Annotated in this window: 31 protein-coding genes and 2 pseudogenes; 28 read left to right on the forward strand and 5 right to left on the reverse strand. The window is 57.5% G+C overall.

Annotated features, from left to right (window positions below; all coding sequences use genetic code 11):
• Positions 1-5: 5 nt before the first annotated feature.
• From C4J93_RS05960 to C4J93_RS06040, 18 genes and pseudogenes are all read left to right on the forward strand, one after another.
• Positions 6-539, forward strand: coding sequence for a phage baseplate assembly protein V (locus C4J93_RS05960; RefSeq protein ID WP_056783628.1), 534 nt, complete (start codon positions 6-8; stop codon positions 537-539).
• Between the two features lie 57 nt (positions 540-596).
• Positions 597-866: a hypothetical protein gene (locus C4J93_RS05965; RefSeq protein WP_124428837.1), complete on the forward strand. Its 270-nt coding sequence runs from the start codon at positions 597-599 to the stop codon at positions 864-866.
• 5 nt (positions 867-871) lie between these two features.
• Positions 872-1,198, forward strand: coding sequence for a GPW/gp25 family protein (locus C4J93_RS05970; RefSeq protein WP_078820567.1), 327 nt, complete (start codon positions 872-874; stop codon positions 1,196-1,198).
• Positions 1,195-2,076, forward strand: a complete 882-nt coding sequence (locus C4J93_RS05975; RefSeq protein WP_046071194.1) for a baseplate J/gp47 family protein — start codon at positions 1,195-1,197, stop codon at positions 2,074-2,076. The genes C4J93_RS05970 and C4J93_RS05975 overlap by 4 nt, the downstream gene beginning before the upstream one ends.
• A gap of 1 nt (position 2,077) precedes the next feature.
• Positions 2,078-2,767, forward strand: a complete 690-nt coding sequence (locus tag C4J93_RS05980; protein WP_124428838.1) for a phage tail protein I — start codon at positions 2,078-2,080, stop codon at positions 2,765-2,767.
• Positions 2,764-4,650, forward strand: coding sequence for a phage tail protein (locus C4J93_RS05985; RefSeq protein WP_124428839.1), 1,887 nt, complete (start codon positions 2,764-2,766; stop codon positions 4,648-4,650). Before C4J93_RS05980 ends, C4J93_RS05985 begins: the two co-directional genes overlap by 4 nt.
• 55 nt (positions 4,651-4,705) lie before the next feature.
• On the forward strand, positions 4,706-5,050 hold the full coding sequence (locus tag C4J93_RS05990) for a phage tail assembly chaperone (protein WP_256657780.1): 345 nt from the start codon (positions 4,706-4,708) through the stop codon (positions 5,048-5,050).
• Positions 5,051-5,152: 102 nt separating this feature from the next.
• Positions 5,153-6,319 (forward strand): phage tail sheath family protein, encoded by a 1,167-nt coding sequence (locus C4J93_RS05995; RefSeq protein ID WP_124428840.1) that lies wholly within the window; start codon positions 5,153-5,155, stop codon positions 6,317-6,319.
• Between the two features lie 12 nt (positions 6,320-6,331).
• Positions 6,332-6,835 (forward strand): phage major tail tube protein, encoded by a 504-nt coding sequence (locus C4J93_RS06000; RefSeq protein WP_056783396.1) that lies wholly within the window; start codon positions 6,332-6,334, stop codon positions 6,833-6,835.
• A 14-nt stretch (positions 6,836-6,849) separates the two neighbouring features.
• A pseudogene (locus C4J93_RS27310) lies at positions 6,850-7,077 on the forward strand (phage tail assembly protein); the annotation flags it as partial.
• Positions 7,078-7,164: 87 nt separating this feature from the next.
• Positions 7,165-7,449: a phage tail assembly protein gene (locus C4J93_RS27315; RefSeq protein WP_059397108.1), complete on the forward strand. Its 285-nt coding sequence runs from the start codon at positions 7,165-7,167 to the stop codon at positions 7,447-7,449.
• Between the two features lie 150 nt (positions 7,450-7,599).
• On the forward strand, positions 7,600-10,749 hold the full coding sequence (locus C4J93_RS06010) for a phage tail tape measure protein (protein ID WP_124428842.1): 3,150 nt from the start codon (positions 7,600-7,602) through the stop codon (positions 10,747-10,749).
• Positions 10,750-10,758: 9 nt separating this feature from the next.
• Positions 10,759-11,604 carry a phage tail protein gene (locus C4J93_RS06015; RefSeq protein WP_124428843.1) on the forward strand — a complete coding sequence of 282 codons (846 nt, stop codon included), beginning with the start codon at positions 10,759-10,761 and terminating at the stop codon, positions 11,602-11,604.
• Positions 11,579-11,785, forward strand: a complete 207-nt coding sequence (locus C4J93_RS06020; protein WP_059397059.1) for a tail protein X — start codon at positions 11,579-11,581, stop codon at positions 11,783-11,785. The genes C4J93_RS06015 and C4J93_RS06020 overlap by 26 nt, the downstream gene beginning before the upstream one ends.
• A gap of 81 nt (positions 11,786-11,866) precedes the next feature.
• Positions 11,867-12,913 (forward strand): phage late control D family protein, encoded by a 1,047-nt coding sequence (locus C4J93_RS06025; RefSeq protein ID WP_124428844.1) that lies wholly within the window; start codon positions 11,867-11,869, stop codon positions 12,911-12,913.
• Positions 12,914-12,961: 48 nt separating this feature from the next.
• Complete coding sequence (locus tag C4J93_RS06030; RefSeq protein ID WP_124428845.1) at positions 12,962-13,525, forward strand: glycoside hydrolase family 19 protein; 564 nt, start codon at positions 12,962-12,964, stop codon at positions 13,523-13,525.
• A complete protein-coding gene (locus C4J93_RS06035; RefSeq protein WP_124428846.1) occupies positions 13,507-14,049 on the forward strand; it encodes a lysis system i-spanin subunit Rz in 543 nt (180 codons plus the stop codon). The genes C4J93_RS06030 and C4J93_RS06035 overlap by 19 nt, the downstream gene beginning before the upstream one ends.
• 149 nt (positions 14,050-14,198) lie before the next feature.
• Positions 14,199-14,993 (forward strand): DNA adenine methylase, encoded by a 795-nt coding sequence (locus C4J93_RS06040; protein WP_124428847.1) that lies wholly within the window; start codon positions 14,199-14,201, stop codon positions 14,991-14,993.
• A gap of 5 nt (positions 14,994-14,998) precedes the next feature.
• On the opposite strand, the gene C4J93_RS06045 is transcribed toward C4J93_RS06040, so the two are convergent.
• The gene (locus tag C4J93_RS06045; RefSeq protein ID WP_124428848.1) at positions 14,999-15,700 is read right to left on the reverse strand and encodes an SOS response-associated peptidase family protein; all 702 of its coding nucleotides are present in this window, start codon (positions 15,698-15,700) and stop codon (positions 14,999-15,001) included.
• A 100-nt stretch (positions 15,701-15,800) separates the two neighbouring features.
• Between C4J93_RS06045 and C4J93_RS06050 the strand changes: the two genes are divergently transcribed.
• Positions 15,801-16,226: a LexA family transcriptional regulator gene (locus tag C4J93_RS06050; RefSeq protein WP_122749465.1), complete on the forward strand. Its 426-nt coding sequence runs from the start codon at positions 15,801-15,803 to the stop codon at positions 16,224-16,226.
• The gene (umuC, locus tag C4J93_RS06055; protein WP_124428849.1) at positions 16,219-17,496 is read left to right on the forward strand and encodes a translesion error-prone DNA polymerase V subunit UmuC; all 1,278 of its coding nucleotides are present in this window, start codon (positions 16,219-16,221) and stop codon (positions 17,494-17,496) included. Before C4J93_RS06050 ends, umuC begins: the two co-directional genes overlap by 8 nt.
• A 24-nt stretch (positions 17,497-17,520) precedes the next feature.
• Here the strand turns inward: umuC and C4J93_RS06060 are convergent, their stop codons facing one another.
• The 3 genes from C4J93_RS06060 to C4J93_RS06070 form a co-directional block, all read right to left on the reverse strand.
• Positions 17,521-18,549 (reverse strand): hypothetical protein, encoded by a 1,029-nt coding sequence (locus C4J93_RS06060; protein WP_124428850.1) that lies wholly within the window; start codon positions 18,547-18,549, stop codon positions 17,521-17,523.
• 542 nt (positions 18,550-19,091) lie between these two features.
• Complete coding sequence (locus C4J93_RS06065; RefSeq protein WP_124428851.1) at positions 19,092-19,463, reverse strand: hypothetical protein; 372 nt, start codon at positions 19,461-19,463, stop codon at positions 19,092-19,094.
• Positions 19,456-19,944: a Panacea domain-containing protein gene (locus C4J93_RS06070; RefSeq protein WP_124428852.1), complete on the reverse strand. Its 489-nt coding sequence runs from the start codon at positions 19,942-19,944 to the stop codon at positions 19,456-19,458. Before C4J93_RS06070 ends, C4J93_RS06065 begins: the two co-directional genes overlap by 8 nt.
• Positions 19,945-20,207: 263 nt before the next feature.
• Between C4J93_RS06070 and C4J93_RS06075 the strand changes: the two genes are divergently transcribed.
• Positions 20,208-20,942 carry an XRE family transcriptional regulator gene (locus tag C4J93_RS06075; RefSeq protein ID WP_124428853.1) on the forward strand — a complete coding sequence of 245 codons (735 nt, stop codon included), beginning with the start codon at positions 20,208-20,210 and terminating at the stop codon, positions 20,940-20,942.
• Between the two features lie 43 nt (positions 20,943-20,985).
• Here C4J93_RS06075 and C4J93_RS06080 read toward each other — a convergent pair whose 3' ends face one another.
• Positions 20,986-22,317, reverse strand: coding sequence for an IS4 family transposase (locus C4J93_RS06080; protein WP_372238146.1), 1,332 nt, complete (start codon positions 22,315-22,317; stop codon positions 20,986-20,988).
• A 650-nt stretch (positions 22,318-22,967) separates the two neighbouring features.
• Here C4J93_RS06080 and C4J93_RS06085 point away from each other — a divergent pair.
• From C4J93_RS06085 to C4J93_RS06115, 7 genes and pseudogenes are all read left to right on the forward strand, one after another.
• Complete coding sequence (locus C4J93_RS06085) at positions 22,968-23,306, forward strand: phage holin family protein (protein WP_124357270.1); 339 nt, start codon at positions 22,968-22,970, stop codon at positions 23,304-23,306.
• 19 nt (positions 23,307-23,325) lie between these two features.
• Positions 23,326-23,841, forward strand: coding sequence for a hypothetical protein (locus tag C4J93_RS06090; RefSeq protein ID WP_124366020.1), 516 nt, complete (start codon positions 23,326-23,328; stop codon positions 23,839-23,841).
• A gap of 3 nt (positions 23,842-23,844) precedes the next feature.
• Positions 23,845-24,453 (forward strand): phage baseplate assembly protein V, encoded by a 609-nt coding sequence (locus C4J93_RS06095; RefSeq protein WP_124366021.1) that lies wholly within the window; start codon positions 23,845-23,847, stop codon positions 24,451-24,453.
• Between the two features lie 12 nt (positions 24,454-24,465).
• Positions 24,466-24,798, forward strand: a complete 333-nt coding sequence (locus C4J93_RS06100) for a phage baseplate protein (protein ID WP_124361531.1) — start codon at positions 24,466-24,468, stop codon at positions 24,796-24,798.
• Positions 24,795-25,790: a baseplate J/gp47 family protein gene (locus C4J93_RS06105; RefSeq protein ID WP_124428854.1), complete on the forward strand. Its 996-nt coding sequence runs from the start codon at positions 24,795-24,797 to the stop codon at positions 25,788-25,790. The genes C4J93_RS06100 and C4J93_RS06105 overlap by 4 nt, the downstream gene beginning before the upstream one ends.
• Positions 25,787-26,425 (forward strand): phage tail protein I, encoded by a 639-nt coding sequence (locus C4J93_RS06110; RefSeq protein ID WP_124428855.1) that lies wholly within the window; start codon positions 25,787-25,789, stop codon positions 26,423-26,425. Before C4J93_RS06105 ends, C4J93_RS06110 begins: the two co-directional genes overlap by 4 nt.
• Positions 26,422-26,954: pseudogene (locus C4J93_RS06115) on the forward strand (hypothetical protein). The gene C4J93_RS06110 and the pseudogene C4J93_RS06115 overlap by 4 nt, the downstream one beginning before the upstream one ends.
• Positions 26,955-26,964: the final 10 nt, after the last annotated feature.

The raw sequence follows: 26,964 nt of genomic DNA on the forward strand, positions 1-26,964 counted from the left end.
ACCGCATGCTTGCGGGGGTGGTCAAGGATTGCTTTGTGGTGGCGGTCGATCTGGCTGCCTCCCCGCCGATGTGTCGGGTTTCGGACGGCGAATGGACTAGCGCCTGGGTGCGTTGGCACAGCATCGCCGCCGGCAAGGCCAGGCATTGGAGGGCTCCGTCGCTGGGCGAGCAGGGGACATTGGTCAGTGCCAGCGGTGACGTGTCACAGGGTACGTTCATTCCGGGATTGTATGGCAACGCGGGTCCGCCACCGGATAACCGGGATCATGTGGAAGTGTGGCGGTTTGATGATGGCGGCTCGCTGATTTACGACTGGCAGGCCAAGAGCTACAGCATCACCCTGCCGAGCGGTACGGTGACCATCAAAGTCGCCAGTACCGAGGTGGTCGTGACGGACAGCGCTGTGAACGTGACCACCGGCAACATCAATCTGAAAGCAGCGGTGATGATTGACGGGGCGTTACACGTCACGAAAGGCATCACCAGTGCCGGTGCGATCATCGACGCCGGTGGGAACAGCAATCACCACACACATTAATTTCAACCCACATATAGCCCGCCCAGCGCGGGCTTTTTCATATCTGGAGTTTGCCTTATGAGTAAGTCTAGAACTGATGGCGATTCTGCCGAGGCCATTGTGGTTCCGGGGTTGAAGCCGGCACCGCTGGGTTTTCCCGTTACTGGTGACGCGGTTGAGTCCATCGGAGCCGCGCGTGTTTTTCGCGACAAGGTTTTCACCTCGCGGACATTGATCCTACCCGGCGGCGGGACGCTTCCTGTTGTTGCTGGTCGAGTTACGGCATGTGGTGATGATCAATTTGCGTTCTTGAAAGCGCATCCAGATCTGGAGCAATTGAAGGAGTAATCACAATGATCGGAATGGATCGCCATACCGGCCAACCCATTTCCGGCATCGCACACTTGCGGCAATCGGTTCCAGACATATTGGGCACGCCGTTGGGAAGCCGGCGGCATCGGATGGCTTACGGCAGCAAGCTACGGCGATTTGTTGACTTGCCCGTCACCGAAGGCTGGAAAAGCGCCGTGCAGGCGGAAGTCGCCCGCGCACTGGGTCGCTGGGAGCCGCGTTTGAAGCTGGATCAAGTGCGCGTCATTTCCGTTATCAGCGGGCAAATTAACCTGAAGATCGTCGGGCAGTACCTGGGCGACAGCGTCACGCTGGAGGTGGCCGTATGAGTATTGTGGACCTGTCGTCGTTGCCGGCGCCGACCGTGTTGGAGCCGCTGGACTTCGAAGAGGTTTTTCAGGAGGGGCTGGGGGTCTTTCGCGGATACATGGGGGGCAACTGGACTGCTGCGCTGGAGAGCGATCCGGTGCTTAAAGTGCTGGAGGTTGGCGCTTACATCAAGGTCGGCAACCGCGCCCGAGTCAATGACGCCGGCAAAGCGGTATTGCTGGCGCACGCCATACGCGGTGACCTTGATCACCTTGGGGCCAACGTAAACCTCAAGCGCCTGGTCATTCAAGCTGAGGACCTGCTGGCGTTTCCGCCGGTTCCAGAAGTCAAAGAAGACGATGATGCGTTCCGAGAGCGCATCCAGCTGGCCTATGAGGGACTGACAACGGCCGGCCCGCGTAACAGCTACATCCTGCATGCACGTAACGCCTCGGGGCTGGTGGCGGATGCCACGGCCGAAAGCCCTGCGCCTTGTTACGTGACGGTAACGGTGCTTGGATTGGACGGGGAAGGGGAGGCTTCACCTGAGCTGCTCGCCACGGTGGCAACTGCACTGAATGACGATGATGTGCGGCCGGTGGGGGATAGAGTGACGGTTCAGAGCGCCCAGGTGATCCGCTACCAAATCAAGGCGATCCTGCACATGACCAGCGCGGGCCCAGAAGCTGATGCCAGTTTAGCCGAGGCGAAAAGTCGACTGGCGGCGTGGATCAATCCGCGCAAACGGCTTGGCGTTGAAGTGGCACGTTCCGGTGTAGACGCTCAGTTACACGTTGCCGGCGTTTCTCGGGTTGAGTTGGTCGGCTGGCAGGACTTGGCCCCGACCAAAGCTCAGGCGGCGTACTGTACGGGCTACACCGTGACGCTGGCGGCTTGACATGAAAAGTCTATTGCCGATCAACAGCACGCAACTTGAGCGGGCCATGGAGGCTACGTTTTTCGAGAAAACGATTGTCCCGCTTCGCGACCTCTACAACGCTGATACCTGCCCGGTGCATTTGCTGCCGCATCTGGCATGGGCATGGTCGGTGGATCGCTGGGATTACCGATGGACCGAGGCGACCAAACGCGCCGCCATCAAGGCTTCTTATTACATACATGCCCACAAGGGCACCATCGGCGCGTTACGCCGTGTGGTAGAGCCTCTGGGCTACCTGATCGAGATTATCGAGTGGTTCAACATGAGGCCCGAAGGGACCCCAGGCACCTTTGCGTTAAAGGTCGGGGTGTTGGACACCGGTATCACTGAGGAAATGTATCAGGAACTGGAGCGGCTGATTGATGACGCCAAACCCGTCAGCCGTCACCTGACTGGTCTTGCGATTAGCCTGGAATCCACCGGGGCTATAAACATTTTCGCAAGCATATCTGACGGAGAAGTTATTGATGTTTATCCGCCGGTACTTAGTGACATCGAGGTGACAGGTTTTATCGGAAGCGGGATTCGAGAGTGTTCCATAGATGAAATAGAAGTTTATCCTCCTGCGCCCGAACCTATCTCGGTTGACTGCCATGTCGGGGTGCCTGGTCGCGAACATTCCATAGACCATTTGGACGTATACACATGATTGATGCTAATTCGAAGTTTTTCGCGTTACTGACGGCGGTTGGCGAGGCAAAGCAAGTTAAGTCAGATGCAGGGCTGCTAACTTGGAAGCTGACCCATATGGCTGTAGGGGACGCAAACGGTACTGACCCTATCCCTGATCGCTCACAGAAAACACTGATTAATGAGCGCCGCCGGGCTCCATTGAATAGCCTGGAGCCTCATCCGACTAACCCTGGGATCCTAGTCGCCGAGCAGATTATTCCGGCGGATGAAGGTGGGTTCTGGATTCGTGAATTGGGGCTTTTCGATTCTGACGGAGATTTGGTTGCCGTAGCTAATTGCGCGCCAAGTTACAAGTCGCTGCTAGCCCAAGGGTCTGGTAAAACACAAGTTATACGGATGAACTTTGTTGTTTCAAGTTCTACTAATGTTGTGTTGTTGATAGACCCGGCTGTTGTAAACGCTACTCGAAAGTATGTTGACGACTCGGTAGCGAATGCGGTCAACAGACTTGATTTTAAACATTCGGCATTAGTTGCAACCACGGGCCCAGTGGTCCTGGCGGGCGTTCAAGCTATCGACGGTTTCGCGGTGCCAGCGGGTTCGCGGGTGCTGGTTAAAGATCAAGTTCAGGCAAAGGACAACGGGCTGTACCTGGTCAGCGCTGATTCGTGGGTGCGCACGGTTGATGCGGACACCAGCGATAAGGTTACGCCTGGTTTGCTTGTCACAGTCGAGCGGGGTACAGCCAACGCTGACACTATCTGGCAACTGATCTCCGATGGTCCGATAGTTCTTGGAACTACACCTCTGGCCTTTCAATGGTCTGCGGGGCAAAACGTTCCAACGCCGCCCGTTGATGACAGGTCTAAACGTAGCTCCAATACCGAGTCGGTACGAGCTCAGATCGAAAGCCCCAAGCAGGTATTTCCTGTGCACGTCTTCCGAAAAAACCGGTTGATCAATGGCGCCTTCCAGATTTGGCAGCGAGGCAAGTCCGGCGTCGTCGGAAAAGCCAATGGTGACCCAGAAAGCACGTTCGGCCCGGACCGCTGGATGATCTACAGCCCCAAAAACGCCACCTGCAATTGGAGCCAGCTGCCGCTCGAGCAGGATGCCAATATCAACGAGGCAAAGTTTGCTCTGAGACTTTCGCGCCAGGGTGAAGGCCAGGGCTGGAACCTCAGTCAGCGTATCGAGAACGTCGAAACACTGGCCGGCGGGAAGGTCACCGTCTCGTTTTATATGAAAACCAGCGTTCCACATACGTGTGCGGTGATTCTTCGCCAGAACTTCGGGGTGAACTCAACCGAGCCGAACGTCGATGTGGGCACCTCAGTGGAGTTGACGACGGTATACAAAAAATACGTAGTGACCCTCGACCTGGGCGGCGTAGTGAACAAGAACAAGGGTGTTGCGAACGACTTCCTGGAAGTCATCTTTGCCAGCTGGGGAACGGGTGCCCACTACACGGACATTACCAACGTTCAGGTCGAGTCCGGCAGCGTGGCGACGCCATACGATTACAGGACGCACCAGGAGGAGTACCGCGCGTGCTTGCGCTACTTTGAAAAGTCTTTCCTGCAGGATCATCCCCTGAAATCCAACAACGGTCCGTCGACCTGTATTGCCACCTTCACGCAATCCGCAGCAGCACAGGCCTCACAGTCAGCCTTGCGTATGGACTTCCGGGAAGTGAAACGCGTTGTTCCTACGTTGAAATTGTTTTCACCTGGTGATAACTCGTCGGAGATCTGGGCACAGTCCTCCGCCAAACCCTGCACCTCCACGAATATCCAGAGCTTATGGGCAACAGGCTTTGCGCTTTCATGCCTGCCGCCGGCTGGGTCCATTCCTGGCTACACACTGCAAATTGAGTGGACCGCCGAAGCGGAACTCTGAGGTGATGACTATGGATACAACTGAGTACAGATTCACCCCAGCCGGCGTCCGGCGGATGAGTGACCGCGTGTTCATCCCGGAAGATATGGGCAACAAAGACTGGGTAACTTACTTGGAGTGGGTCGCCGATGGCGGCCAAACCTTGCCAGAGAAGACCGTTGAAGAAACGGCGAATGAAGAGCGGCGCTGGCGAGACCTGGAACTTCAAGGTGTCGCATGGCTGCGTGAGCGTCACCGTGATGAGGTTGAGTTAGGCAGTGCGACTTCATTGACCTCGGATGAGTATGGTGAGCTGCTGGCGTATATGCAGCTGCTGCGCGACTGGCCTCAATCAACAAAATTTCCAGTTCAGAAATACCGACCCAAGAAACCTAGCTGGATCGCGCTACAAACCCAATAACGCCCCGCACTGTCGGGGCGTTTTGTATTCCGCGACACGTAACAAAAACACCCACCCGGCCTCGCTTATGCGGGGCTTTTTCGTTTCTGGAGCATTCGCTTTATGAGTTTCTTTCACGGCGTTACTACGACTGATATCAAGACAGGTGCGCGTACTATTTCCTTGCCCTCGTCTTCCATTGTCGGACTTTGCGACACCTTCACCCCAGGCGTCCTCGGCGGCGGTACCGCCAAGGCCGGCGAGCTCAAGTTGATCACCACCGAGCGCGAGGCTATTGCTGCCTTCGGCGCTGACTCGGCTATCACCAGGGCTTGTAAAGCGATCTACGCGAAGGCTAAGGCGGTGATCGTTGCCATCGGCGTGCCGAAGCTCGAAGACGCGGCGCTGCAAACCTCGGCGATCATTGGCGGCGTTCTGGCCTCGGGTCAGCGTACCGGGCTACAAGCCTTACTCGATGGCAAAAGCCTGTACAACGCGCAGCCGCGGCTGTTGATTGCGCCGGGTCACACGGCCACTCAGGCGGTCGCTACCGCGCTTGATAGCGTGGCGCAGAAGCTGCGGGCAATCGGCATTCTTGATGGCCCTGGCACCACGGATGAGGCAGCGATGCTTTATGCCGATAACTTTGGCAGTCGCAACCTGTTCATGGTCGATCCGGGCGTTCAGTACTGGGACACCGAGTCCAGCAAGACAGTTGATGCGCCGGCCTCGGCCTGGGCGGCGGGCCTGTTCGCCTGGACCGACGCTGAATACGGCTTCTGGGCCTCGCCGTCTAACAAAGAGTTTACCGGTCTCACTGGTACAACCCGAGCTGTCGAGTACCTGGACGGCGATGAGACGTGCCGGGCCAACCTGCTGAACAACGCCAATATCGCGACGATCATTCGCGACGACGGCTATCGCTTGTGGGGTAACCGCACGCTGTCGAGCGATCCGAAGTGGGCGTTTGTCACGCGCGTTCGCACACTGTTCATCCTTATGGATGCTGTGCAGGCCGGCCATAAATGGGCTGTTGACCGCTCGATCACCAAGACCTACGTCAAGGACGTTACGGATGGGCTGGATGCGTTCATGCGCGACCTCAAAGCCCAGGGCGCGATTATCAATTTTGAGGTGTTCCCGGACACCGAGCTGAACACTGCCAGCCAGATCGGCCAGGGCAAAGTTTATTGGCGCATCCGCTTCACCGACGTGCCGCCGGCAGAAAACCCGAATTTCCTTTTCGAAGTCACCGATCAGTGGATGACCGAAGTTCTTGAAGCAGCCTAAGGGGCCTAGTCGATGATTCCTCAAACTTTGTTTAACACGAACCTGTTTGTCGACGGCGTGAACTTCGCTGGCGACGTGCCGAGCCTTACGCTGCCAAAGCTGACCACCAAAACTGACGAGTATCGTGCTGGCGGCATGGCCGGTGCGATCGAGATGGACCAAGGCCTGGAAAAAATGGAGGCGTCCTTTGTTACCAAGGGCGTGCGCCGAGAGTCGTTGAAGTACTTCGGTCTGGCCGATGGCACCGCTTTCAATGCGACGTTCCGGGGTGCCTTCAAGGGGCAGAAAGGGGCTGTCACGGCGGTTGTCGCTACCCTGCGCGGTCGCCTCAAGGAGCTCGACCTGGGGGACTGGAAAGCCGGTGACCCTGCTGAGATCAAGCACGCCGTGGCAGTCGCTTATTACAAGCTCGAAATCGACGGGCGCCTCATGTACGAAATCGACATGGTCGCAGGTGTTCAGGTGATCGATGGCAAAGACCAACTCCTTGAAGTGCGCACCGCACTCGGCCTCTAAGGGAATAGATCCAAATGAATAAAGCAACGTCTAAAGCAGTACCGGCTTGGCTATCACTCACTGCGCTTGCAGCCGTCGTAACGCTCACGCGACCTAGCAATGCCAACGGCGTGCTGGTCGAAACATTGACCTTGCGGGCTCCGGTAGTACGGGAAGTCCGAGCAGCCGACCGCGCCTCTAACGGCGACGATGAACAGCGTGAGCTGATGTTGTTTGCGGGTTTGGCAGAGGTGGGTGTTAAGGATCTTGAAGGCCTGAAGCTGGCGGACTACCGCCGTGTTCAAGCCGCTTATTCGCACCTGGTGCCTGATACCGACTATTCGGACTCGATGCCGTCGTGGCTGTCGGTCAACACTGATCGGGCCCAGGTCACCCTTACCTGCCCGAGCGTAATCAATGGGGTATCGGTTGATACCTTGGCCCTGCGCTCCCCGACAGTGGGCGATGTGCGTGCGGCTAATCGTGACGCGGGCGGGGACGACGAACAGCGGGAATTGATTTTGTTTGCCTCGCTTGCCGGTGCGCCTGTCGCGGATCTGGAGGGCCTGAAGCTGGTGGATTTTAACCGCCTGCAGGCCGGCTATTTTCGTCTGGACCAAGACGACGGGGTTTAACCCTCACGTCATGAAAATGGCCGCGAAACGTCTGGCGGCGGAAACAGGATTTTCCGCTGCTGAGATTTTGTCGATGCCGTTTGCAGAAATGGTGTGGTGGCTCACGGACTGAGCCGCCTTCGATAAGGCTATCTAAATGAGGGCCGCGACATGGCAAACAAAATTGCCCTCGGGCTGGTGATCGGCGGTGCCGTCAGTTCGACAGTCGGTGCTGCGTTTAAAGATGTAACGGGGCGCATCAAGCGTCTTGAGGCCGAAGGCAACAAGGCGCGTGTCCTGCAGCGCACTATCGGTGACACCATTCGCCTGCGCGACGAATGGAAGAAAGCCCACGACAGCGGATCAGAGGGCGCGACCAAGTTGTTGGGCCGGTTGAATTCCAACCTCGATAGTTTGAAAAAACAGGGAATCGAGGTCGGCCGACTGGAGAAAGCTTATCGCTCTATGGGGCAGACAGCCATCAAGGCGGAGCTCAAAGCAAAAGGGCATCAGCAGATCGATGCTGGAAAGACTGGCATGAAAAGCGCGGTTGGAGCCGCTGTCGTCGGTGTCGGCATGCTGGCTGTTCCGACCAAGGTCAGTGCGGATTTTGGGGCCATTGTTCGTGATATCGCGATCAAGGCCGGCATTGCCAACAAACCGCAAGAGCAGGAGATGTCTCGAAAGATCATTGATACGTCGCGCGACACGGGCATGGCCCGTAACGATGTAGCCGATGTGGTTAACCAATTGGTTGGCGCCGGCATGGACTTGAGCAAGGCCTTGGAATATGCGCCAGTCGCGGCCAAGTTTGTCGTGGGGCAAGGGTCGAGCGGTGTTGATACAGCAAAGATGATCAACGCGCTGGGGCAGAATGCCAAGATCACAGATCCTAGGCAGATGCAGCAGGCCTTGGAAGCGATTGCCTACCAAGGGCAGGCAGGTAGCTTTGAAGCGGCCGACATGGCTAAGTGGTTTCCTGAGCTGTTGGCGAACATGGGCAGCCTCGGCATTACCGGCATGGATGCGGTTACACAGTTGGGTGCCATGCTGCAAGTGCAGATGAAATCTGCCGGCGGCGCCGATGAGGCGGCAAACAATCTCAAGAACTGGATGGGCAAGATCGGCTCCGGCGACACCGTCAAGGCGTATGCAAAGGCTGGTATTGACTACAAGGGTTCGATGCAAACCGGTTTGCAAAACGGTATGTCCACCCTTGAAACCAGTATGTCGCTGGCGCAGAAGTACATTCAGGCCACGGATCCGAAGCGCGCGGCGGCGATGGCTGAGGCGACGGCGAAGATCAGCAAGGAGTCGGACCCGGAGAAAGCCAAGGCCATGATGGCCTCGCTGGAGGAATCCTTGCGCACTGGCGACCTGTTCGCTGACATGCAGGTCAAGGCCGCGCTGTCTGCCTACATGCAGAACAAGGCGCTGTATAGCCAGCTCAAAAACGATTCACGCGATGCAACTGGCATTCTCGACAAGAACCTCAGCGAGCGACGTGAGGCGTCGTCGCAGAAGTGGGCCGAAATGGCCCAGTCAATGGATGACGCCATGCGCAGCGCCGGGGACGCCCTGCGGCCGGTCACAGACACCGTGGCGCAAGCCCTGACCAAAGTCACCAAGGGCATTACCTCGCTGTCTGACAGCGCACCAGGTGTGGTGACGGGCATCGCGGCGGTCGGTGGGGGGCTTGTCGCGCTCAAGGGGCTGCTCAGTTCGTTCAAAATCGCTAAAGGTTTGCTCAACATCGCGCGGGGATCGTTGGGTGGCAAATCCGGCGAAGTGCAAAAGGTCTTTGTGACCAACTCCAAGGATGGCGCTGGGGGCGTCGGAAAGGGCGGCGAAGCTAAAGGCAAGACCGGCAAGGCCCTGTCGTTAGTTGAGACTGGGCTCAAGGCAGTAGCCGCTCTCAAGGGTGAATCGACTGATGGGGAGGGAAAGGATGAGAACAAGACCGGCAAGTTAGACATTGTCGCGACTGGCCTCAAAGTGGTTTCGCTAGCTAAAGAAGCGGTATCTGACGATGACGGCGCGAGAGGTGAAGATGCTGCGGCGAGTGGCGACGGCGTCCAAAAGGTTTTCGTCGTTAACTTGAGTACGATGAGGGGGCCTGCAGGGGGGCCAGGTGAAGGCCGCCGACGTGGTCGCGGATCAAGACGTATTATCCCGCGACGTCGGCCGACCTCGCTGCGTGCTCGGGTGCCGGCGCCGCGTCCGCCTGTACCACGGCCAGCCACACCGGCTCCGCGTCCGCCGCTGCCACGGCCTGCCGCACCGGTCCCGCGTTCGCCGGTACCACGGCCTGCCGCACCGGTCCCGCGTTCGCCGGTACCACGGCCTGCCGCACCGGTCCCGCGTTCGCTGGTACCACTGCCTGCCGCATCGGTCCCGCGTCAGCCGTTGCCACTGCCTGCAGCACCGGTTCCGCGTCCGCCGCTGCCACGGCCTGCGGCACTGGTTCCGCGTCCGCCGCTGCTAGGGCCTGCAACACTGGCTCCACGTTCACCGGTACCACTGCCTGCAGCACCGGTCCCGCGTCCGCTTATCCCGCCAGTTTCTATCCCAAGCGGGGCGATAGCGAAACTGGGCGGGGTTGTGCAAGCGGTCGGTAAGATCGGAAAAGCCGCCAAGGCAATACCTGGTGGCTCGCTCATCGAGGCCGGCGCCATGGCCTTTGACACCTACGAGAATGCTAAGACCAAGGACGAAAAGGCCGAGGGTTATGGCGCTGCCGCCGGCAATCTCGCCGGCACCATGGCCGGTGCTGCTGCAGGGGCGGCTATTGGCTCGGTGGTGCCTATCATTGGCACTGCTATTGGTGGGCTGGTAGGCGCTTACTTAGGCAGCATGGGTGGTTCGGCGCTGGGCGGCGCTGCAGGTAAGTCGTGGTTCGGAGGGGAGGACGAAAAGCCCGCGCCACCGGTGACGCCGTTGCTGATGGCGCCTCGACCGGGCCCAGCCATTCCGAGCTTGGCCGCTATGGGCAAGTCATTCAACCGGGCGGACGGTTCGGGTGCATTGCTGATGGCACCTGCACCGCAAGCGCCGGTCCTGGGTGATGTCGCGCGCTCTCTAGCCGTGTCAGCGCCGACCAAGCCAGCGGCTGTAGCAATCCAGCCCAAAGAGCCGGAAAAGCCTGCCCCGGCCAAAGTGGATCAGCAGTTTCAGTATTCGCTGAATATGCCGGTTACGGTGCAAGGGGATGTGAAGGACCCGCAACGCTTGGCGCAAGACCTCATGCCGCACATGCGATTAATGATGGCTGATGCGGCGAAGCAAAACGCCGCGAAGCTGTACGACGAACCGCACCTGTAAGGAGGGCCTATGGCTTATATGGAACAGATGCAGTCGGGCTTCAAGTACCTGGTAGAAGCCGGGGAGGCTGGTAGACGTAGTGCTGAGGGCATGCTTGGGCCCGTCAACGGTGCAATAAGGGAGATAACGGGTGCAGCGGCCGAGCTGGAAAATATCCCGTTCGTGGGGCCTGCTGTCGGTGCCAAGCTCCAGCGGGTGATGCGCGGCGTGGATGCGGCACAGGCCAAGGCCGGCCAGGTGCTGGCAGTGTACAGTCGTGCGACACGGGGCGCCGCCGAAGTGCAGGAGCGAATGGGGGCGCTGAAGGAGCAGGCGGGAAAAGCTGCGACGGCGATCAACAAGGTCGCCGGAAAGGTCAATCCGTCGTTGGCAAACATCGTGCCCACCAGCGCATTTGCCGTGGATGCCACACCGGCGCCGGAAGCGGTGAAGCCATTTCCGCACCTGCTGATCATTCAGCCCAGGGATCCTAAAATTCAGCCGTACTACTTCAACTTGGATACAGCGGCCTTCGACGAATTGAGTCGCTCGACTGAATTCCGCTGGGCTTCACAGGAGCGACTATCGCGGCGCCCGGCGCAGCAGGCCGTGGGCATGGGCGATGAAAAGCTCACACTCAAAGGTACGATTTACCCAGGCTTCAAAGGGGGGCTCAAGCAACTTGACACATTGCGCACCATCGGCGGCCGGCTACAGCCGCTGACTCTGACCACCGGCTATGGAGAGGTGATCGGCACCTGGTGCCTGAAGTCCATCAACGAGGAACAGGGCGCGCTGCTGCACGGCGGTATTCCGCGTAAACAAGTATTCACTCTGGAGTTCACGCGCTATGGCGACGACATGCAGAACGTCTGACGGGGACATGCTCGACGTCATTTGCAATAACGTTTATGGGCACTTGAACGGCAGTGTCGAGGCCGTGCTGGATGCCAATCAGGGGCTGGCAGACGAGCCCCAGCCTTTCCGCGCAGGTGTGGTGATCGTGCTACCGGATCTGCCAGTCCCGACTGAGGAAGGGATTAGCTTGTGGGACTGACTCCGTGCGGCCCGTTGCGTTAAGCGTAAGAACACTTTGTATCCAGCCCGCCCTGTGCGGGTTTTTCTTTGGAAAAAAAACATGACCCCCACTTTTCGTATCGTTGCCGACGGTGCCGATATTACATCCAAGATCAATGATCGATTGTTGTTGCTTAGGACTTCTGACAAGCCGGGTATGGAGTCCGACGAGTTTGAATTGCGTATCGATGACCGTGACGGCCAGGTGCAGTTGCCCCGGCGCGGTAGCTCAATCGAGATTCACCTGGGCTATGCCGAAACGTCTTTGATGCGCTTAGGGCTTTACGCGGTCGACACGGTCGAAGTTTCCGGCCCGCCGGACACGATTGTGATCAAGGGTAAAGCCAGCGATATGCGCGGCAGTGGTAAGACTATCCGCAGCGGAAGCTGGGAGGATGCGCCGTTGTCGAAGATCGTGGCCGACATCGCGGCTCGAAATGGCTGGCAGGCAGGCTGTCCGGTGGCGACGAAGGTCGCTCGTGTAGATCAGCTCAACGAGTCCGACTTTAATTTCATCACGCGTCTGGCTAAGCAATACGACTGCACAGCCAAGGTCGCGGATGGCAAGCTGTTGGTGATGCCGCGCCAGGGAGGGCAGACAGCCAGCGGCAAAACGTTCGGCGCGATCACGTTGACCCGCAGCGATCTCAGTCGCTGGCAGTTCAGCTTAGGGGATCGCAATTCGCACAAGGCCGTGGCGACTAAGCATCAGAACAAAAAGGACGGCAAATTGGCGGTGGTCACCATCGACAACGAGGATGCGCCGGACGGCTTGCCGGCGGTGCACACGGATCGGCATATCTATCCGAACAAGACCGCTGCTGAGTCAGCAGCCAAAGCACGGTTAGCTGCATTTAATCGCTCGACCGCCGACGTGCGTTTCGAGATGCCAGGCCGGACTGACATTTTTGCCGAGCGCGTGATCAACGCCCAGGGCTTCAAGGTCGGGCTGGATGGCGAATACCTGGCGGATTCGGTGGAGCAGGTGTTTACCCAATCTGGCTGGTCGACCACGGTCGAGTGCAATGCCGGCAAGCAAGGCAAATCCAAGGGTAAGAAAAAGAAAGAAACGAAGCCGCTCAAGGTCGTGAGCGTCGAGAAGCTGTAATGCAATCCACCGCCGCCTAAGTGCGGTATTTTTTTGTCCGGAGTTTTTATGACCATCACTGAACAACAGCTACAACGCATCATGCCAAACGCCCGCCGCCAAGCGGGCGTTTTTGTATCTGCCCTGAACGCGGCAATGGCGCATCGGCAGATCAATACACCGAAACGTCAGGCTGCTTTCCTGGCGCAGCTTGGTCACGAGTCCGGTCAACTGCAGTACGTCCGCGAACTGGGCGGGGATCAATACCTGAGTAAATACGATACCGGCACTCTGGCTGCCAAGCTTGGTAATACCCCAGCTGCAGATGGTGATGGTCAACACTATCGTGGCCGAGGGTTGATCCAGGTAACCGGGCACGATAACTACCTGCGCTGCAGCCTGGCACTGTTCGGCGATGAGCGATTGTTGCGCACCCCCGAGCTGCTCGAGCAGCCGCAATGGGCGGCAGAGTCGGCGGCGTGGTTCTGGTCTGTAAACGGGCTGAACGCGCTAGCGGATCAAGACCAGTTCAACACCATCACTCGCCGGATCAACGGCGGCCTTAATGGCCTGGAGGATCGGCTGCAGTTGTGGGCCAGGGCGAGGGCGGTGTTATGCGTCTCTTCGATCTGATCCCCGCGCAGTTTCGTATCGCCGCTATCAGCTTGCTGTTAGTGGCGGTGGTCGCAGGATCTGCAGCATTGGCCTGGACTGCTCAGGACTGGCGTTATGGCAGCGTGCTGGAGCGGCAAGCCCGCCTGCAGGCGGAAACCCTCAACGAAATATCCAAAGCGTCTGCTGCTCTGCAGCGTACCGAGCAGGACAAGCGCCGTGCCCTGGAGCTCCGCCTGCAGAACAAAGACGAAACCCACTACAAGGAATTGACCGATGAGCAAATCAAGCAGGCTCGTCTGCGTGATCGCCTGGCTACTGCTGATCTGCGGCTGTCAGTCGTACTCGCCGCCGCCGAAACCACCGGCAGCTGTTCAGTGCCAACCACCACCGCCACCGGCCGCGTGGTTCATGGCCCCACAAGAGCCCAACTTGACCCAGCGCATGCTCAACGAATTATCGGAATCACCGATGCCGGCGACCGAGGATTGATCGCCCTGCGGGCCTGTCAGGCTTACGCAAAAGAAGTTTCTACACCGAAATAAAAGGAGCGGCCAGGCAGGATGCGTCAACATCCAACCCGGCCACCTTCCCCGCAGACCATCCCTGCAAGTCCAGCCAAGGCTCCTGCTTCGTGCACAAAGCGGAGCGAGCCTAGCACTGTTTATCCATACAGCAAAGGTCTTGCTTTTTTATGTCTACACCTATCATCCCTTGGATGGGCGGCAAACGCCGCCTGGCCGACCGCCTTATCCCGCTTTTCCCGCCACACGAATGCTATGTTGAAGTCTTTGCTGGCGGTGCCGCGCTCTACTTCATGCGTCCCCAGGCAGCGCCTGTTGAAGTTCTTAACGATATCAACGGCGACCTGGTGACGCTGTACCGTGTCGTGCAAAACCACTTGGAGGAATTCGTCCGCCAGTTTAAATGGGCGCTCAGTTCCCGCCAGGTGTTCGAGTGGCAGAAGATGACCCGTCCGGAAACCCTCACCGACATCCAGCGCGCCGCCCGATTCTTTTACCTGCAGCACCATGCCTTCGCCGGCAAAGTGACGGGGCAAACGTTCGGCACTGCAACGACCGGCCCGGCCATTAATCTGCTGCGGATCGAGGAAAACCTGTCTGCAGCGTGGCAGCGGTTGTCCGGCACGTATGTTGAAAACCTGAGCTGGCTTGAATGTGCCGAGCGCTACGACCGTGCCCATACGTTCCATTACATGGATCCACCTTACTGGCAGACGGCCGGCTATGGCGTGGACTTCCCATTTGAGAATTACGAGCGCATGGCCGACTTTATGCGGCGCTGCAAAGGCAAGGTGATGGTCAGCATCAACGATCACCCTGATATCCGGCGGGTGTTTGAGGGGTTTCACTTTGAGATGGTGGACATTCGTTACAGCACATCCAACCAACGGCAAGGAAAGAGTGAGGTTAGTGGTGAACTGGTGATCATGAACTGGGAGCCAGCCGCATTGGGAGGACTGTTCTGATAGCATCAAACATCCTTGCATGGCACTGGCAGCAGTAAGTCAGCCCCCTGGTTTTTCACACTTCCCACTGCTTTGCCAACCGCATACCACTCAAAGTCCTCCACAGGCTGGCAACATTCCTTTGCTATTTCCTCGGCGCGGGCTGGAGTAAGGTCGGGGTCGATCCATTCCCTAGCGTGCTCTGGCGTCAGCACCAGCGGCTTGCGGTCGTGTATGTCCACCATGCCCTGATCACTGGCGGCGGTGATGATCACGAACCCGTCGCCGTCGTGTGGATCCAGGCCAGGATGAACTTGGGCAAGTGCACCAAAGAACATGGGTTTCTGACTCTTCAGGCGAATGAAGTAGGGTTGCTTTCTCCTCGGATCGTCAGGGTCTTTGACCCACTCATACCACCCTTCACTCGGCACCAGGGCTCGGCCATTCGGCCAAAGTTGCTTGAAGAACTTTCCCGTGGTGACCGTCTCTACGCGTGCGTTAATCGGGTCGGGGCGTTTGCCCTTGGCCCAGAACGGCGCCCATCCCCATTTGACTGCATCGATATGCAGCCCATCCTTTGCGGCGTGCAACAACTGAACCCTTGTCGACGGAGCGACGTTGTAGCGATCAATTGGCTGAGCGTCATAGCCGCTGAATAGCTCTATTTGGGGGCTCAGTTCTTCAATGAAGATCGCCATCCCTTCGTACTGCACAAATCTTCCGCACATAGGCCTTCTCCGTCTGTCGAAATCCCCTACAGAAAAATTGACCGCACGCGTCCTACAAAGTTAACTGTACATTCGTACAGTGCATGTAAAAGGCCGCATCATGAGCTTCACCATTTTAGGTCCTATCGCCGAGGCAGGCGTGAAGCTGCCTATGTGTTCGTTCCAGGTTCCAGCTGGCTTCCCTTCGCCGGCGGCGGATCATATTGAGCAGCACATCTCATTGGATGAGGTCCTGAATATCCGCGCACCGCATGTGTACCTGGTAGCCATCACCGGGGAAAGCATGCAGGGGATTGGTATCTTCGAAGGTGATCTCGCGGTGGTGGATCGTGCCATCGAGCCGGCGCACGGGCATGTGGTGGTGGCTCTGCTGAACAATGAGCCCGTCTGCAAGCGCCTATGTAAGCGCGGCCGGGAGGTCGTCCTTCTGTCAGAAAATCCCAAATACCCGGCGCGATACGTTCTCGAAGGGGATGAGCTGTCAATCTGGGGTGTGATCACCAGCACAGTGCGCAGCCATGTCTAAGCCGCAACCGACCTTTGCGCTTGTTGACTGCAACAGCTTCTATGCCAGTTGCGAGCGGGTTTTCCGGCCGGACTTGGCAAAGGTACCCATTGTGGTCCTTAGCAATAATGACGGCTGTGTCATCGCGCGCAGTTACGACGCGAAGCCGTTCATCAAGATGGGCGAGCCGTATTTCCAGATCAAGCACAAGCTCAAGCAACACGGCATTGTGCCGTTCTCCTCCAACTATGCACTGTACGGCGACATGAGCGAGCGCGTGATGAGCCTGATCGAGGCGTTGGTGCCGGCAGTTGAGGTTTACAGCATTGATGAGGCTTTCGCCGATTTGACCGGTATCAGTGGGTTGGATGCGTTAGGCCGACAGATCCGCGCCCAGGTACTGCGCTGCACCGGCATACCTGTTGGTGTGGGTATCGCTCATACAAAGACGCTGGCGAAGCTGGCAAACCACACCGCGAAGCGTCTGCAATCGCAGACCGGTGGTGTGGTCAATATCACCGACCCGGTTAAGCGAGACTGGGTGCTGCGTAATACGGACGTGGCGGAGGTGTGGGGCGTTGGGCGAAAGATGAAACTTCACCTCGATGCGATGGGAATCAAGTCTGCAATGGATTTGGCTAAGGCCGACCCATGGACGCTCCGCAAGAAGTTCAGCGTTGTGATCGAGAAGACGGCCAGGGAGCTGGGCGGCACGCCTTGCTTGGAGCTGGACGAGCCTGACCCGCCAAAGCAGGAGATTTGTTGCAGTCGCATGTTCGGCCAGCGGCTGACGGAACTGCCGCCTATTAAAGAGGCGGTGGCCACCTACATGATGCGAGCATCTGAGAAGCTTCGCGCCCAGAACTCGCTGTGCAAGAAGGTGCGCGTTTGTATCCGCACTGGGATGTTCAATCCTGAAGAAGCGAAATACGCCAACGGTGTGGTGGTAGATATGCCGTACCCAACTGACGACGTTCGTCTGCTCACCCAGGCGGCGATTGGCGCGCTCGAACGAATATTCCGGCCAGGCTTCAAGTACAGCAAGGCAGAGGTGATGCTGCTCAACTTATGCCAGCCCGGAGAGTTTACCGATGATCTGTTCGCTGCATCGCAATCTGCCGAAGCCACAAGAGTGATGACCGTGTTGGATCAGATCAACGGGCGGTGGGGAAGGGGCACTTTGCGCTCTGCTAGTGTACCTGCGTGCCCCGAGTGGGGGATGCGTAGAGAGATGATGAGCCAGAGTTTCACTACGCGCCTCAATCAATTATGGGTTGTCGACTGTAAATAAAATGCTAGTTGAATAATGTGCGTATCACCTGTTCTGAAGGAGCCACTCGTCCTCAGAGCATCGATCACATAATCCCCCTCCATGATCCTTTACAAGTGCGCTAACTGGCCTAGAGCAATGATGACACTTAGGCCATTCATTTGTTGCGCCACACCAGTGACATAAACTGTCATCGATTAAAAACATACGAATGTAACAAGAGTTACATTCACGAATTAATTCGTAATCGTCATCTGTAGCGAATACGGGCTCGTGCGCTAAGGCGAATTCTGCTTCTAATATTTCAATCAATGATTCAGTCTGGTGGCATGCGAGACATTCATATCGAAATTCTGAAACATTGATAGGTATGCTGGCGTCTACGTCAGCTTTACAAGGCTGTAGCAGTGACGACCCACATGCTCGGCATTCAACGCTGTTTAGCAGAATGCGTGCCGATTCCGGAAGTTTCAGAGCGTCCCATTCCATCTCTATACGTGTACGATTGGACTCTAAAAAGTCGTGCGTTTCTAGCATTTTGGACCAGGAGCGTCCAAGAAGCGCCGCCGGAGCTTCGTAGAGTTCCTCCGTGATGAATTTTTGGAGCATAGGAAACAAATCGGCAATTAGGGCTTGGATCTTACTCGTTGGATCTGTTGGGTGAAGATGTTCTAACGCATTCCTGCTGTTTCTCAAGCGGGTTACTACATTCCAGTCATGGTATATAGATAAACTTTCCAGGCGCGCTTTGATCATAGAAGTATCAATGGTGTCCTTTGCGTGAGGTTTAGGTTTCCATTTGATGTCGCCACTACTATCAATGCTTGGTAATATAGATTGAGGTTTGAATATTAATTCGATAGCTTGTTCTTGTGTTTTTGCTAATGATGCGATTTTGTATTTGAAGAGTAATAGCACGCCTGCATAAATGTTTCTGGCAGCTGAAATTGCTCTTGCGGGTGTAGTACGGCTAGTTTCATAGTCTTCGATCCCTAATTGGATCGAGCTGACAGCGTTGTTGAGTATTTCCCCAATTTCAAGTCTGATGGAATTCTCTTTTTTGGGGGGTGCCATGTAGGCTCCTAATGCGAGTTTTCGAAATCGAGAGTAGACCAGCGATGTCAGCAAGGGGAGGGACTGCGAAGTAGTGTAGTGTAAAATCGACTTGGCCGCAGAGAGGCGCGCCTGTCGCTGCACTGGCAGTGCTCCGTTTGCAGTTGCCGATGGGTTCGAAGAACGATAGGGCGGCCCTTATGGGGCAAAAATGGGGCAAACCATACGCCATTCTATGCCATCCAATGCCCATTATGCATTTGTGCAAACTGTCTTGAACGAGCGTCACGGCCCGCAACCACGGGCCTATCCCTCAAAATCCCCCACATACCCCTACACAATTGGGGTGTGGGAGGACAGATCGGAGGCGTTTTTACTCATTGGGTAATAGGCAGATTCGTTGAAAGTGATGGGGCAAAGGGCGCGCTTGGCCCAGCATTTTTGCGATGGCGGCAAGGTTAACACGCGAGGTCGGGGGTTCGCAGGTTGCAAAAGGCTAGGTAATACGCGGGAAGAAAAGCGGCTGTGCATTAAAGGTGCATGAAGTGCCGTGTGTAGAGGCTTTACTTTGCCCTGCGACCGCTGGCAGGAAACAAACCTCTGATAACACCCAGGAACGCTGCAAACAGATTGATCGAAGTTGCGGTGGTGATGGCCATTAATACGTTATCCGAGAACGGCGCTTTACCGGAGTAATACGTCGACCAGCCATTCCACACGAGGAGGACCGCCCAGAAGATCACGCCGCAGGCGGCAAACCAAAAGGCCCGCCCCGCGTATTTCTTGCGCAGCTGCCTTTCGGCCTTTTGGTCTTTCAGGTTCTGGTTTCTTTCATCGTCGGTGCCTACGGCCTGCTCGCCACCGGCTTGGGAGTCCTGGTCCGGCCCTGCCACGGGGGGCAGGGTGAGTTCCAGGTTGTCGAGTTCCTCACTCACGGATGCGGCTCTTTGGGTGAATGAGTGCTGCCATGTCTTCCCAGTCAATGGCGGAACCGTCGGCGCCCCTGAGTGCCCAGGCCGTGCCGTCCTCGTGCGAGAGGTTGGACAGTTGGGTGCCGGACCAGTTGCCGTATTTGCTGATGATTCGGTCAATCAGGCGATGGGCATAGGTGTCGCTGTCGGGAATCCTCGGTGTAACGAAAACGATGTCTTCGTCGTCGGGCTTCAAATTGCTGAGCAGCGAAGTCACCGGGCGGCTGCCATAGGATTTCAATTCATGATAAAGCGATGGAATGACCGGGCCATATTGCCAGCGGGCAAAGTGATCATCCATAAGCGGCTGATCCCGCTCGCGCAGATGCCAGGACTGGGTATAGAACAGCAGTTTTTGCAGCTTCATCGGCGTCAGGCCTGAAAGCTTGCCTTCCTTCGCGCGTTCAATGAAGGCGTTAGCGACAGCTAGAGCTGAATAAGCCATGAGCACCTCCGTCGTTGCTGGCTAGGTTGTTACAGAGTTTATACATAGGCTTTGAATTGTCGATAAGCAAGTGCAGGTGTCAATCTGTGCCCTGTTATATCCCGTTACCCTGGGGGTACATCGAGGTGCAAGGGATAATAGAGTCTGATTGACTGTTCGTATATACAGTATTTTGTTTCAGGATCGCCGGATCAGGTTGTTTAATGCATAAATATGCAAATTAGCATTTGCCATCCGCAAAAACTCTCGTCACTATTCCGGTTATGCAAAAACGCAACGTTTCTATCGTCTTGAAAGAGCTGCTGGATCGCGACCGAATCTCTCCCACGGAGCTTCATCGGCGCACTGGCGTGCCTCAATCCACACTGTCCCGGATCCTCAGCGGCAAGATCGTTGATCCGTCGGACAAACACATCTCTCGCATCGCCGAATATTTCCGCGTCAGCACCGATCACCTGCGCGGGCGTGCCGCAGTGGGGGCGTTGCGTGATGATGGGCGCGACCCGATGCATTCGGAACTCAAGGACATAAGCCTGTGGGACGACGACACCCCCGTTAATGATGACGAGGTGTCGATCCCCTTTCTGCGCGAGGTTGAATTGGCTGCTGGATCAGGAAGATTCGTCATCGAGGAAAGCGAGAAGGCCAGCCTGCGCTTTGGAAAGCGCAGCCTGCGGCATAACGGCGTGCAGTTTGACCAGGCCAAATGCGTGACGGTACGTGGCAACAGCATGTTGCCGGTGCTGCGCGATGGCGCGACGGTGGGAGTGAATGCCGGCAAGAGCGGGATTGGCGACATCGTCGATGGTGACCTGTATGCCATCAATCATAATGGCCAGCTGCGGGTGAAACAGCTCTACCGCCTGCCGTCCGGGATTCGTCTGCGCAGTTTCAATCGTGACGAGCATCCGGACGAGGACTACAGCTTCCAGGATATCCAGGATGAGCAGATCAGCATCCTCGGCCATGTGTTCTGGTGGGGCATGTATGCCCGCTGACCTACTTACGTAAGACAAAGCCCGCCAACGAGCGTAATGCTGTTCACTTAAGCGGAGCAGCCTTACGGTCCACTGGGTACCGGGTTTTGGAAATCTTCACCGTCCTTGGCCTTCCCGGCCTTGGGCGGTGATCCAGAAACATTCCTCCTACTCCTCCCCTCAGCTCGCTTAGCCTCCTTCCTGTTGCCGATACCGGATTAGCGGCTGCCATCACTATCAACTGCACCGCTATGTACTGGCAGGCAGGCTTGAACCGTATATCCGAAGGTGCGCGGCCGAACGCTACAGCGGCTTGGCTGGCCTCTCGACGAATAATGTTATAAGCCAGCAAAAGCCCCCAGACCTCCTGATAAATCAGCTCGACTTTCTTACTGCGCAGCGTTACCGCGTTCTGTTGCATCGAGCTTTTGATATCCCTGAAGCCCAGCTCAATCTCCCATCGCTCCAGGTACAGCTCAGCCACAGCTGCGGTGTCGTAGTCCTCGACAGGCAAAGAGGTAAGCAGCGATCTGACTTTTCCATGGCTTTCATAGCTAACTTCACGCACTTCCCAACTCAGGGGCAACTCAGGATTTCGTTTACGTGCCTGAGGGGAAACCTTCATCCGGACGAGACGGTCGTGCTCGCCGTAGCGCTCTACTTCCTCCATGACCAAATTCTTGCGAGCAGGTGTCAGCCAGTGTCGGTTCGCGCCGCCGCCCACCACGCTTAGCAGTAGATCCGCGCCCCAGAAGCCTTTGTCGAACAAGGTGATCGAATTGTCCGGAATTTGCCCCAGAAACGTTCCGGCCAACCGCATTTCACTGCCCCGATAAGGGCTGAGCTGCGCATCGAGGATGACATGCGAACGGACATTCATCAGCGCAACGAGCCGCAGCATCGGAAACGGGGTCTGACGGTCGGTGCCGGTATTACCGGAGCCAAAATGTTCTCTGAGCTCAGGTGAGTCAGCAGTTCGCAGTAGTGCACCGTCCACCGCGAAGACCTGTAGACCGTTCCAGTCATCTCCCTCGTAGCGCTCGTTGCCCCAATGTTTACCGGTCTGACGGAACAGCGATTCAACTGGGTCAGCGCCCAGCCTTTTGCGAGCTTCAGTTACCCCGCTTCGGGCCAGCAACTGATCAGAAGCCAAGCCTTGCGCGCAGATATTCAAACGCCTGGCGACCTCATGAACAGGCTCATCGCGGAACAGAGCCATGCCCAAAACTAGCCAAAGAACTTGATCGCTCGGCAAACGGCGCCGTCGTATCGTAGCTTGCGCCGAGAGGTTCAGCGCACTCGCTACCCACTCGATAGGGATGTTCTGAGTGAAGGTGCTCAGGTCAGAAAAATTGAAGAGATCGCCGAGGTCGAGCAACTGCTGCTGAATGGGCATAAAAAAATCCGATGCCAGGGGTCTGACATCGGATTCTCTAGAAAGCCCGGCTTGGACTCAAATGCTTAAGTGAACAGCATTACGCCAACGAGCGGGTTTTTTTTCGTCTGCAGAAAACCGGCAAACCTCCGGCTCGTCAGGCTTTTCATGCATGAGCGCATCCGTGTGATAAAAATAAATGCATTTGTGCATTGACTGTATATGCATACATGCATATTCTTCATCTCAAGCCAGCCAACAAGGCCTGGTGGAGGCGGCAAGGATGCTGCCAAGGAAGACAAGGAAGGCATGTAACACCGGCAAGGACGCCATCGAAGCGATGGCAAGGATGCCAGGCAACACCGGCAAGGATGCCGACGCTCTTTAGTGGTAGCGCTTCAAAAACAGGCAGCGATGAACCGGCCTTAACGGTTCAGAGGGTTGGCAACTGACCCGGGTGTGCAGCGTAAAGCACCAGAAGCAGTTATCCGGCAGACAGGGATCGTGGTCGGAAAAACATTGAGGAAAGGACCGTACCGCGCCAGTAGCGCCGAAAGTCCGCAGACAGCATTACTGAAAAGCCTGGGCAACCGGGCTTTTTGGAATGCCTACCTATCGAAGTATGTGTAATTGAAAAACGGACTATTCAGTGCTCAGCCAGGAGGCGTGACATGACAAACGAACAACAAGCGTTAGCGGAAATGCCTATCTGGCTGGTGATTATATTGGCGTTGATCGGCGGGGTGTCCGGCGAAATGTGGCGCGCCGACAAGGAGGGCGCCCGCGGCTGGTCGCTGATTCGGCGCCTGGCGCTCCGGTCCGGGGCGTGCATGGTCTGCGGGGTTTCGGCCCTGATGCTGTGCTACGCCGCCGGGATGTCGATCTGGACCGCCGGCGCCATTGGTTGCCTGACCGCCATGGCCGGTGCCGACGTGGCCATCGGCCTTTATGAACGCTGGGCGGCCAAGCGCATCGGGATCAATGAAGGTTCCCGTCAGGACCCGCAGTAACCGCAAGGACGCTACTCAAATGACCCTTATCGAAAAGCCATCCCAACTCCCCCAGGCTATCGGCGTGGCGCTGCATGCAGCCTTCCCCGACCTCAGGGTCGGCAGCCACCAGGACTTCCAGAACGACGCAGAAAAAACCGGTGTGATGGTCACCGTTGAAGGCAATGGTCCCGGCATCCGCTCTCGCGAAGGCCGCAAGGCCCATGCCCTGGCCATTTCGCTCACCGTCATGGTTGCCCCCGGCGCATTGCCGTTCGATGCCTGCGACCTGGCCAGCCAGTTGATGGACTTGGTGCTGGACAACCGTTGGAGCCTGCCCCAGTCCCAGTGCGATTTGCCAATGAATATCGTCGCCGCTCCCTCTGGGCGTACGACCGCAGCAACGGACTACGACACCTGGACAGTGTCCTTCACTCAAACCCTCTACCTCGGACCCGTGTTGCTCGATGATCCTACAGGCCAACCGCTGTTTGCCTCTACCTGGGACGTCCTGGATATCGATGACCCCGATCAATACAAACCCTTGGCGGAGTAGCCCATGTTCGACACGCTGTTACGCATGCAACTGGGGCCGATTGTCGAGCGCCTGGCGGAGATGGAGGCGCAACTCGAAGACCTCTACCGACGCGCTGAAAGCTTCTGCCGCATTGGCGTTTGCCAACAGGTCGATGCCGCCAGCAATACCTGCAGGGTCAGCCACGGCGAGTTGCTTACGCCGGCCATCCGCTTTTTCAACCCCAGCGCCGGTGCGCAAACCGAAACCCGTATTCCATCCGTGGGCGAGCAATGCCTGCTGCTCAACTACGGCGGTGGGGAAGGGGGCTCACAGTCTGTGGCGCTGTTCGGCCTCAACAGTAGTCGCTTTCCGCCTGTTTCCACTGTGCCGTCCTTGACCCGGCGGCGCCATCAGGACGGCACACAGAGCGACTACGACGACGCCAGTCATACGTTCAACTGGGTCAACGGGCCGACGACGTTCAGCGCTTCCCGCGAACAGGTCGACGTCAAGGTCGGCGCCGCCAGCCTGACCCTCAGCCCGCAGGGCATCACCTTGCAAATCGGCGGCACCGCACTGCTGCTGGATGCCGGCGGCGCTCACTTCAGCGGCCCGGTGATAGACCACCAAGGTCGAGTCATCAGCCCCTGATAAGGACATTCCATGATCGGCATCGATCGCAATACCGGGGCAGCCGTCGATGACTGGCTGCAATTTGTGCAGCGCGCCACCCGAGCGCTGACCACACCCGTCGGCACGCGGCAGAAGCGTCCGCTGTATGGCTCGCTGATCCCGCAACTGCTCGGGCAGAACCTTGGCGATGACCTGCTGCTGCTCGCTCAAAGCCACGCCGCCCAAGCGTTTTATAACGCGCAGAACGGCATCGGCGATTTCCAGCCCGAGGTCATCGTCGCCACCCGCCAGGGCGCCGGGCTGCTGCTGCGCTTTGCCGGCACCTGGAAAAACCGCCAACAATCCTTCGAGGTCGTGACATGAGCATGCTGATCCCTGGCCAGAACCAACTGGCCGAGCCGGCGATTATTGCAGTCGATGAGTTCGAGCCGCTGCTCGCCGAATTCAAGGCGTTCGTGGTCGATTACGTCGCCACCCGTGCACCGCAAAGCGCGGCCAAACTCAAGGTCAGCCTCGACAACGAAAGTGAACTGCTGACGTTGGCGCTCGAGGCCTTTTGCGTGCGCCTGCAAACCCATGAGCGCAAATACAATGCACGCATCAAGCAGATGCTGGCGTGGTGGGCCACCGGTAGCAATCTGGATGCGCGCTTGGCTGACATGGGCCTTGAACGCCAGGTGCTCGATCCCGGTGACCCGGCGGCCTTCCCGCCCGTGCCGCCGACCCTGGAAAGCGACGACGACGCTCGCTTGCGCTACTACCTGGCGCCCCACGCTCCGGCTGCCGGCTCGCGGATGCAGTATCGCCGCGAAGTGTTCACCCTCGGCGAGCGACCCACGGTCAAGGTACAGAGCGCCTCGCCGGGCGTGGTGACCGTCAACTACACCTTCGACCCGGACGGCTATGCGGCACAGGTCAAGGACGGCAACGGCCGTCGTATCGCGCCCGGCGAGGTGATGGTCACCGTGTTGTCTCGTGAGGGCGACGGTACCCCCTCTGCCGATTTGCTTGACGGTGTACGCCGACATTTCGCACGGACGGATGTACGGCCGGAAACCGATCTCGTCACCGTGCAGGGCGCACAGATTCAGCCCTACAAAATTCGCGTCATCGCCAAGATCAACGCCGGCCCGGACTCGGGCCTGACCCAAGTGGCGGCGCAGCAACTGCTGCAGACTTACGCGGACTCCTGCCATCGCCTGGAAGGGCGCGTCGACCCCAGCTGGATCGACTACGCCATCCACAGTGCAGGGGCGGCGCAACTGCAAATCCTTGAACCGCTGGCGCCGATTGTCAGCAGCGCGTTCCAGGCCCCGTATTGCACGGGTGTCGAGGTGGAGGTGCGTACGCTATGAGTGAACCTGACGCGAGTTTGTTGCCGGCCAACAGTTCACCGCTGGAAAAGGCCCTGGACTTGGGCTTCGGCCAGTTGCTCGAGCGAGTCACGCCGCCGTTTCCTGCGTTGATGAACCCACTGCAAACCCCCAGCGAATTTCTTCCTTACCTGGCCGCCGACCGCGGCGTCAGCGAATGGGATGCCGACGCCAGCGAATCGGAAAAGCGCCTGACGGTGGCCCTGTCCTGGCAGATCCAGCGCCAGGCCGGCACACCCAAGGCGCTGAGCTATGCGGTGGAGTCACTGGGATTCACCCCCAACATCAGCGCCTGGTATCAGCAGCGGCCAATCGGTACGCCGTATACCTTCGACGTGCAGGCGATCATTGGGCGCAGTTGGTCCAGTGGTGACCACAACCGGCTGATCCGCCGCATCAACGCAGCCAAGAGCGAGCGGGATCAGGCGACGATTACGGTTGTTCACGAAACCGAAGGTCGGCTTGCGTTGACGCAGGTCCTTCATGCCCCGCTAAGCGACGGCGAGCTGTATTTAAACGGTGCGCTGCCGGAGTTGGCATTGGCTGCTCGACTTAACAGTGTCGGCGTTGCCCGGCACTACACCATTAACGACTACGACCTCAGGGCGCAGCCATGACAGATGAAATCACGCGCCTGGTGCGCTTCACTTCCAAGGGTTTGGATGAAGTGCTGCAGGCAAAGAACCAGGGCCTCAAAGCCGAAATCACCCACATCGGCGCCGGTACTGGTCGCTACAACCCTGATGGCACGGAAGTGGTCTTGCGCGATGAGCGCCAACGGGTCGCCATCGTGGATTACGAAGACCTGGGCGAGCGCCAACTCAGGATGGCCGCGCTGTTTGACGGCGACGGTGAGTATGAGATAGGCGAGTTCGGTTTTTACCTCGCCAGTGGAACCTTGCTGGCGGTGTATTCCGTGGCAGGGAAGTTGCTGACGTATAAAGCGGCGGCGGCGCGGGTACTGCAGAAGTTTACGTTGGATATTTCGCCGTTGCCGGTGGATAGCGTGACGATTGTGGTGGGGGAGATAATCTCAATATTTTGTTGGCGGAGGATATTGCGGTACTTGCCACTGCGAATATTGACAATATGGCGCGTCAAACCGAGTTGTTGTTTCGTGTGATAACGCTGGAAGCGAGCCGTTAGGGCATTAACA

The organism is Pseudomonas sp. R2-37-08W (assembly GCF_003851705.1).
In the GTDB taxonomy this organism is placed as follows: Bacteria; Pseudomonadota; Gammaproteobacteria; order Pseudomonadales; family Pseudomonadaceae; genus Aquipseudomonas.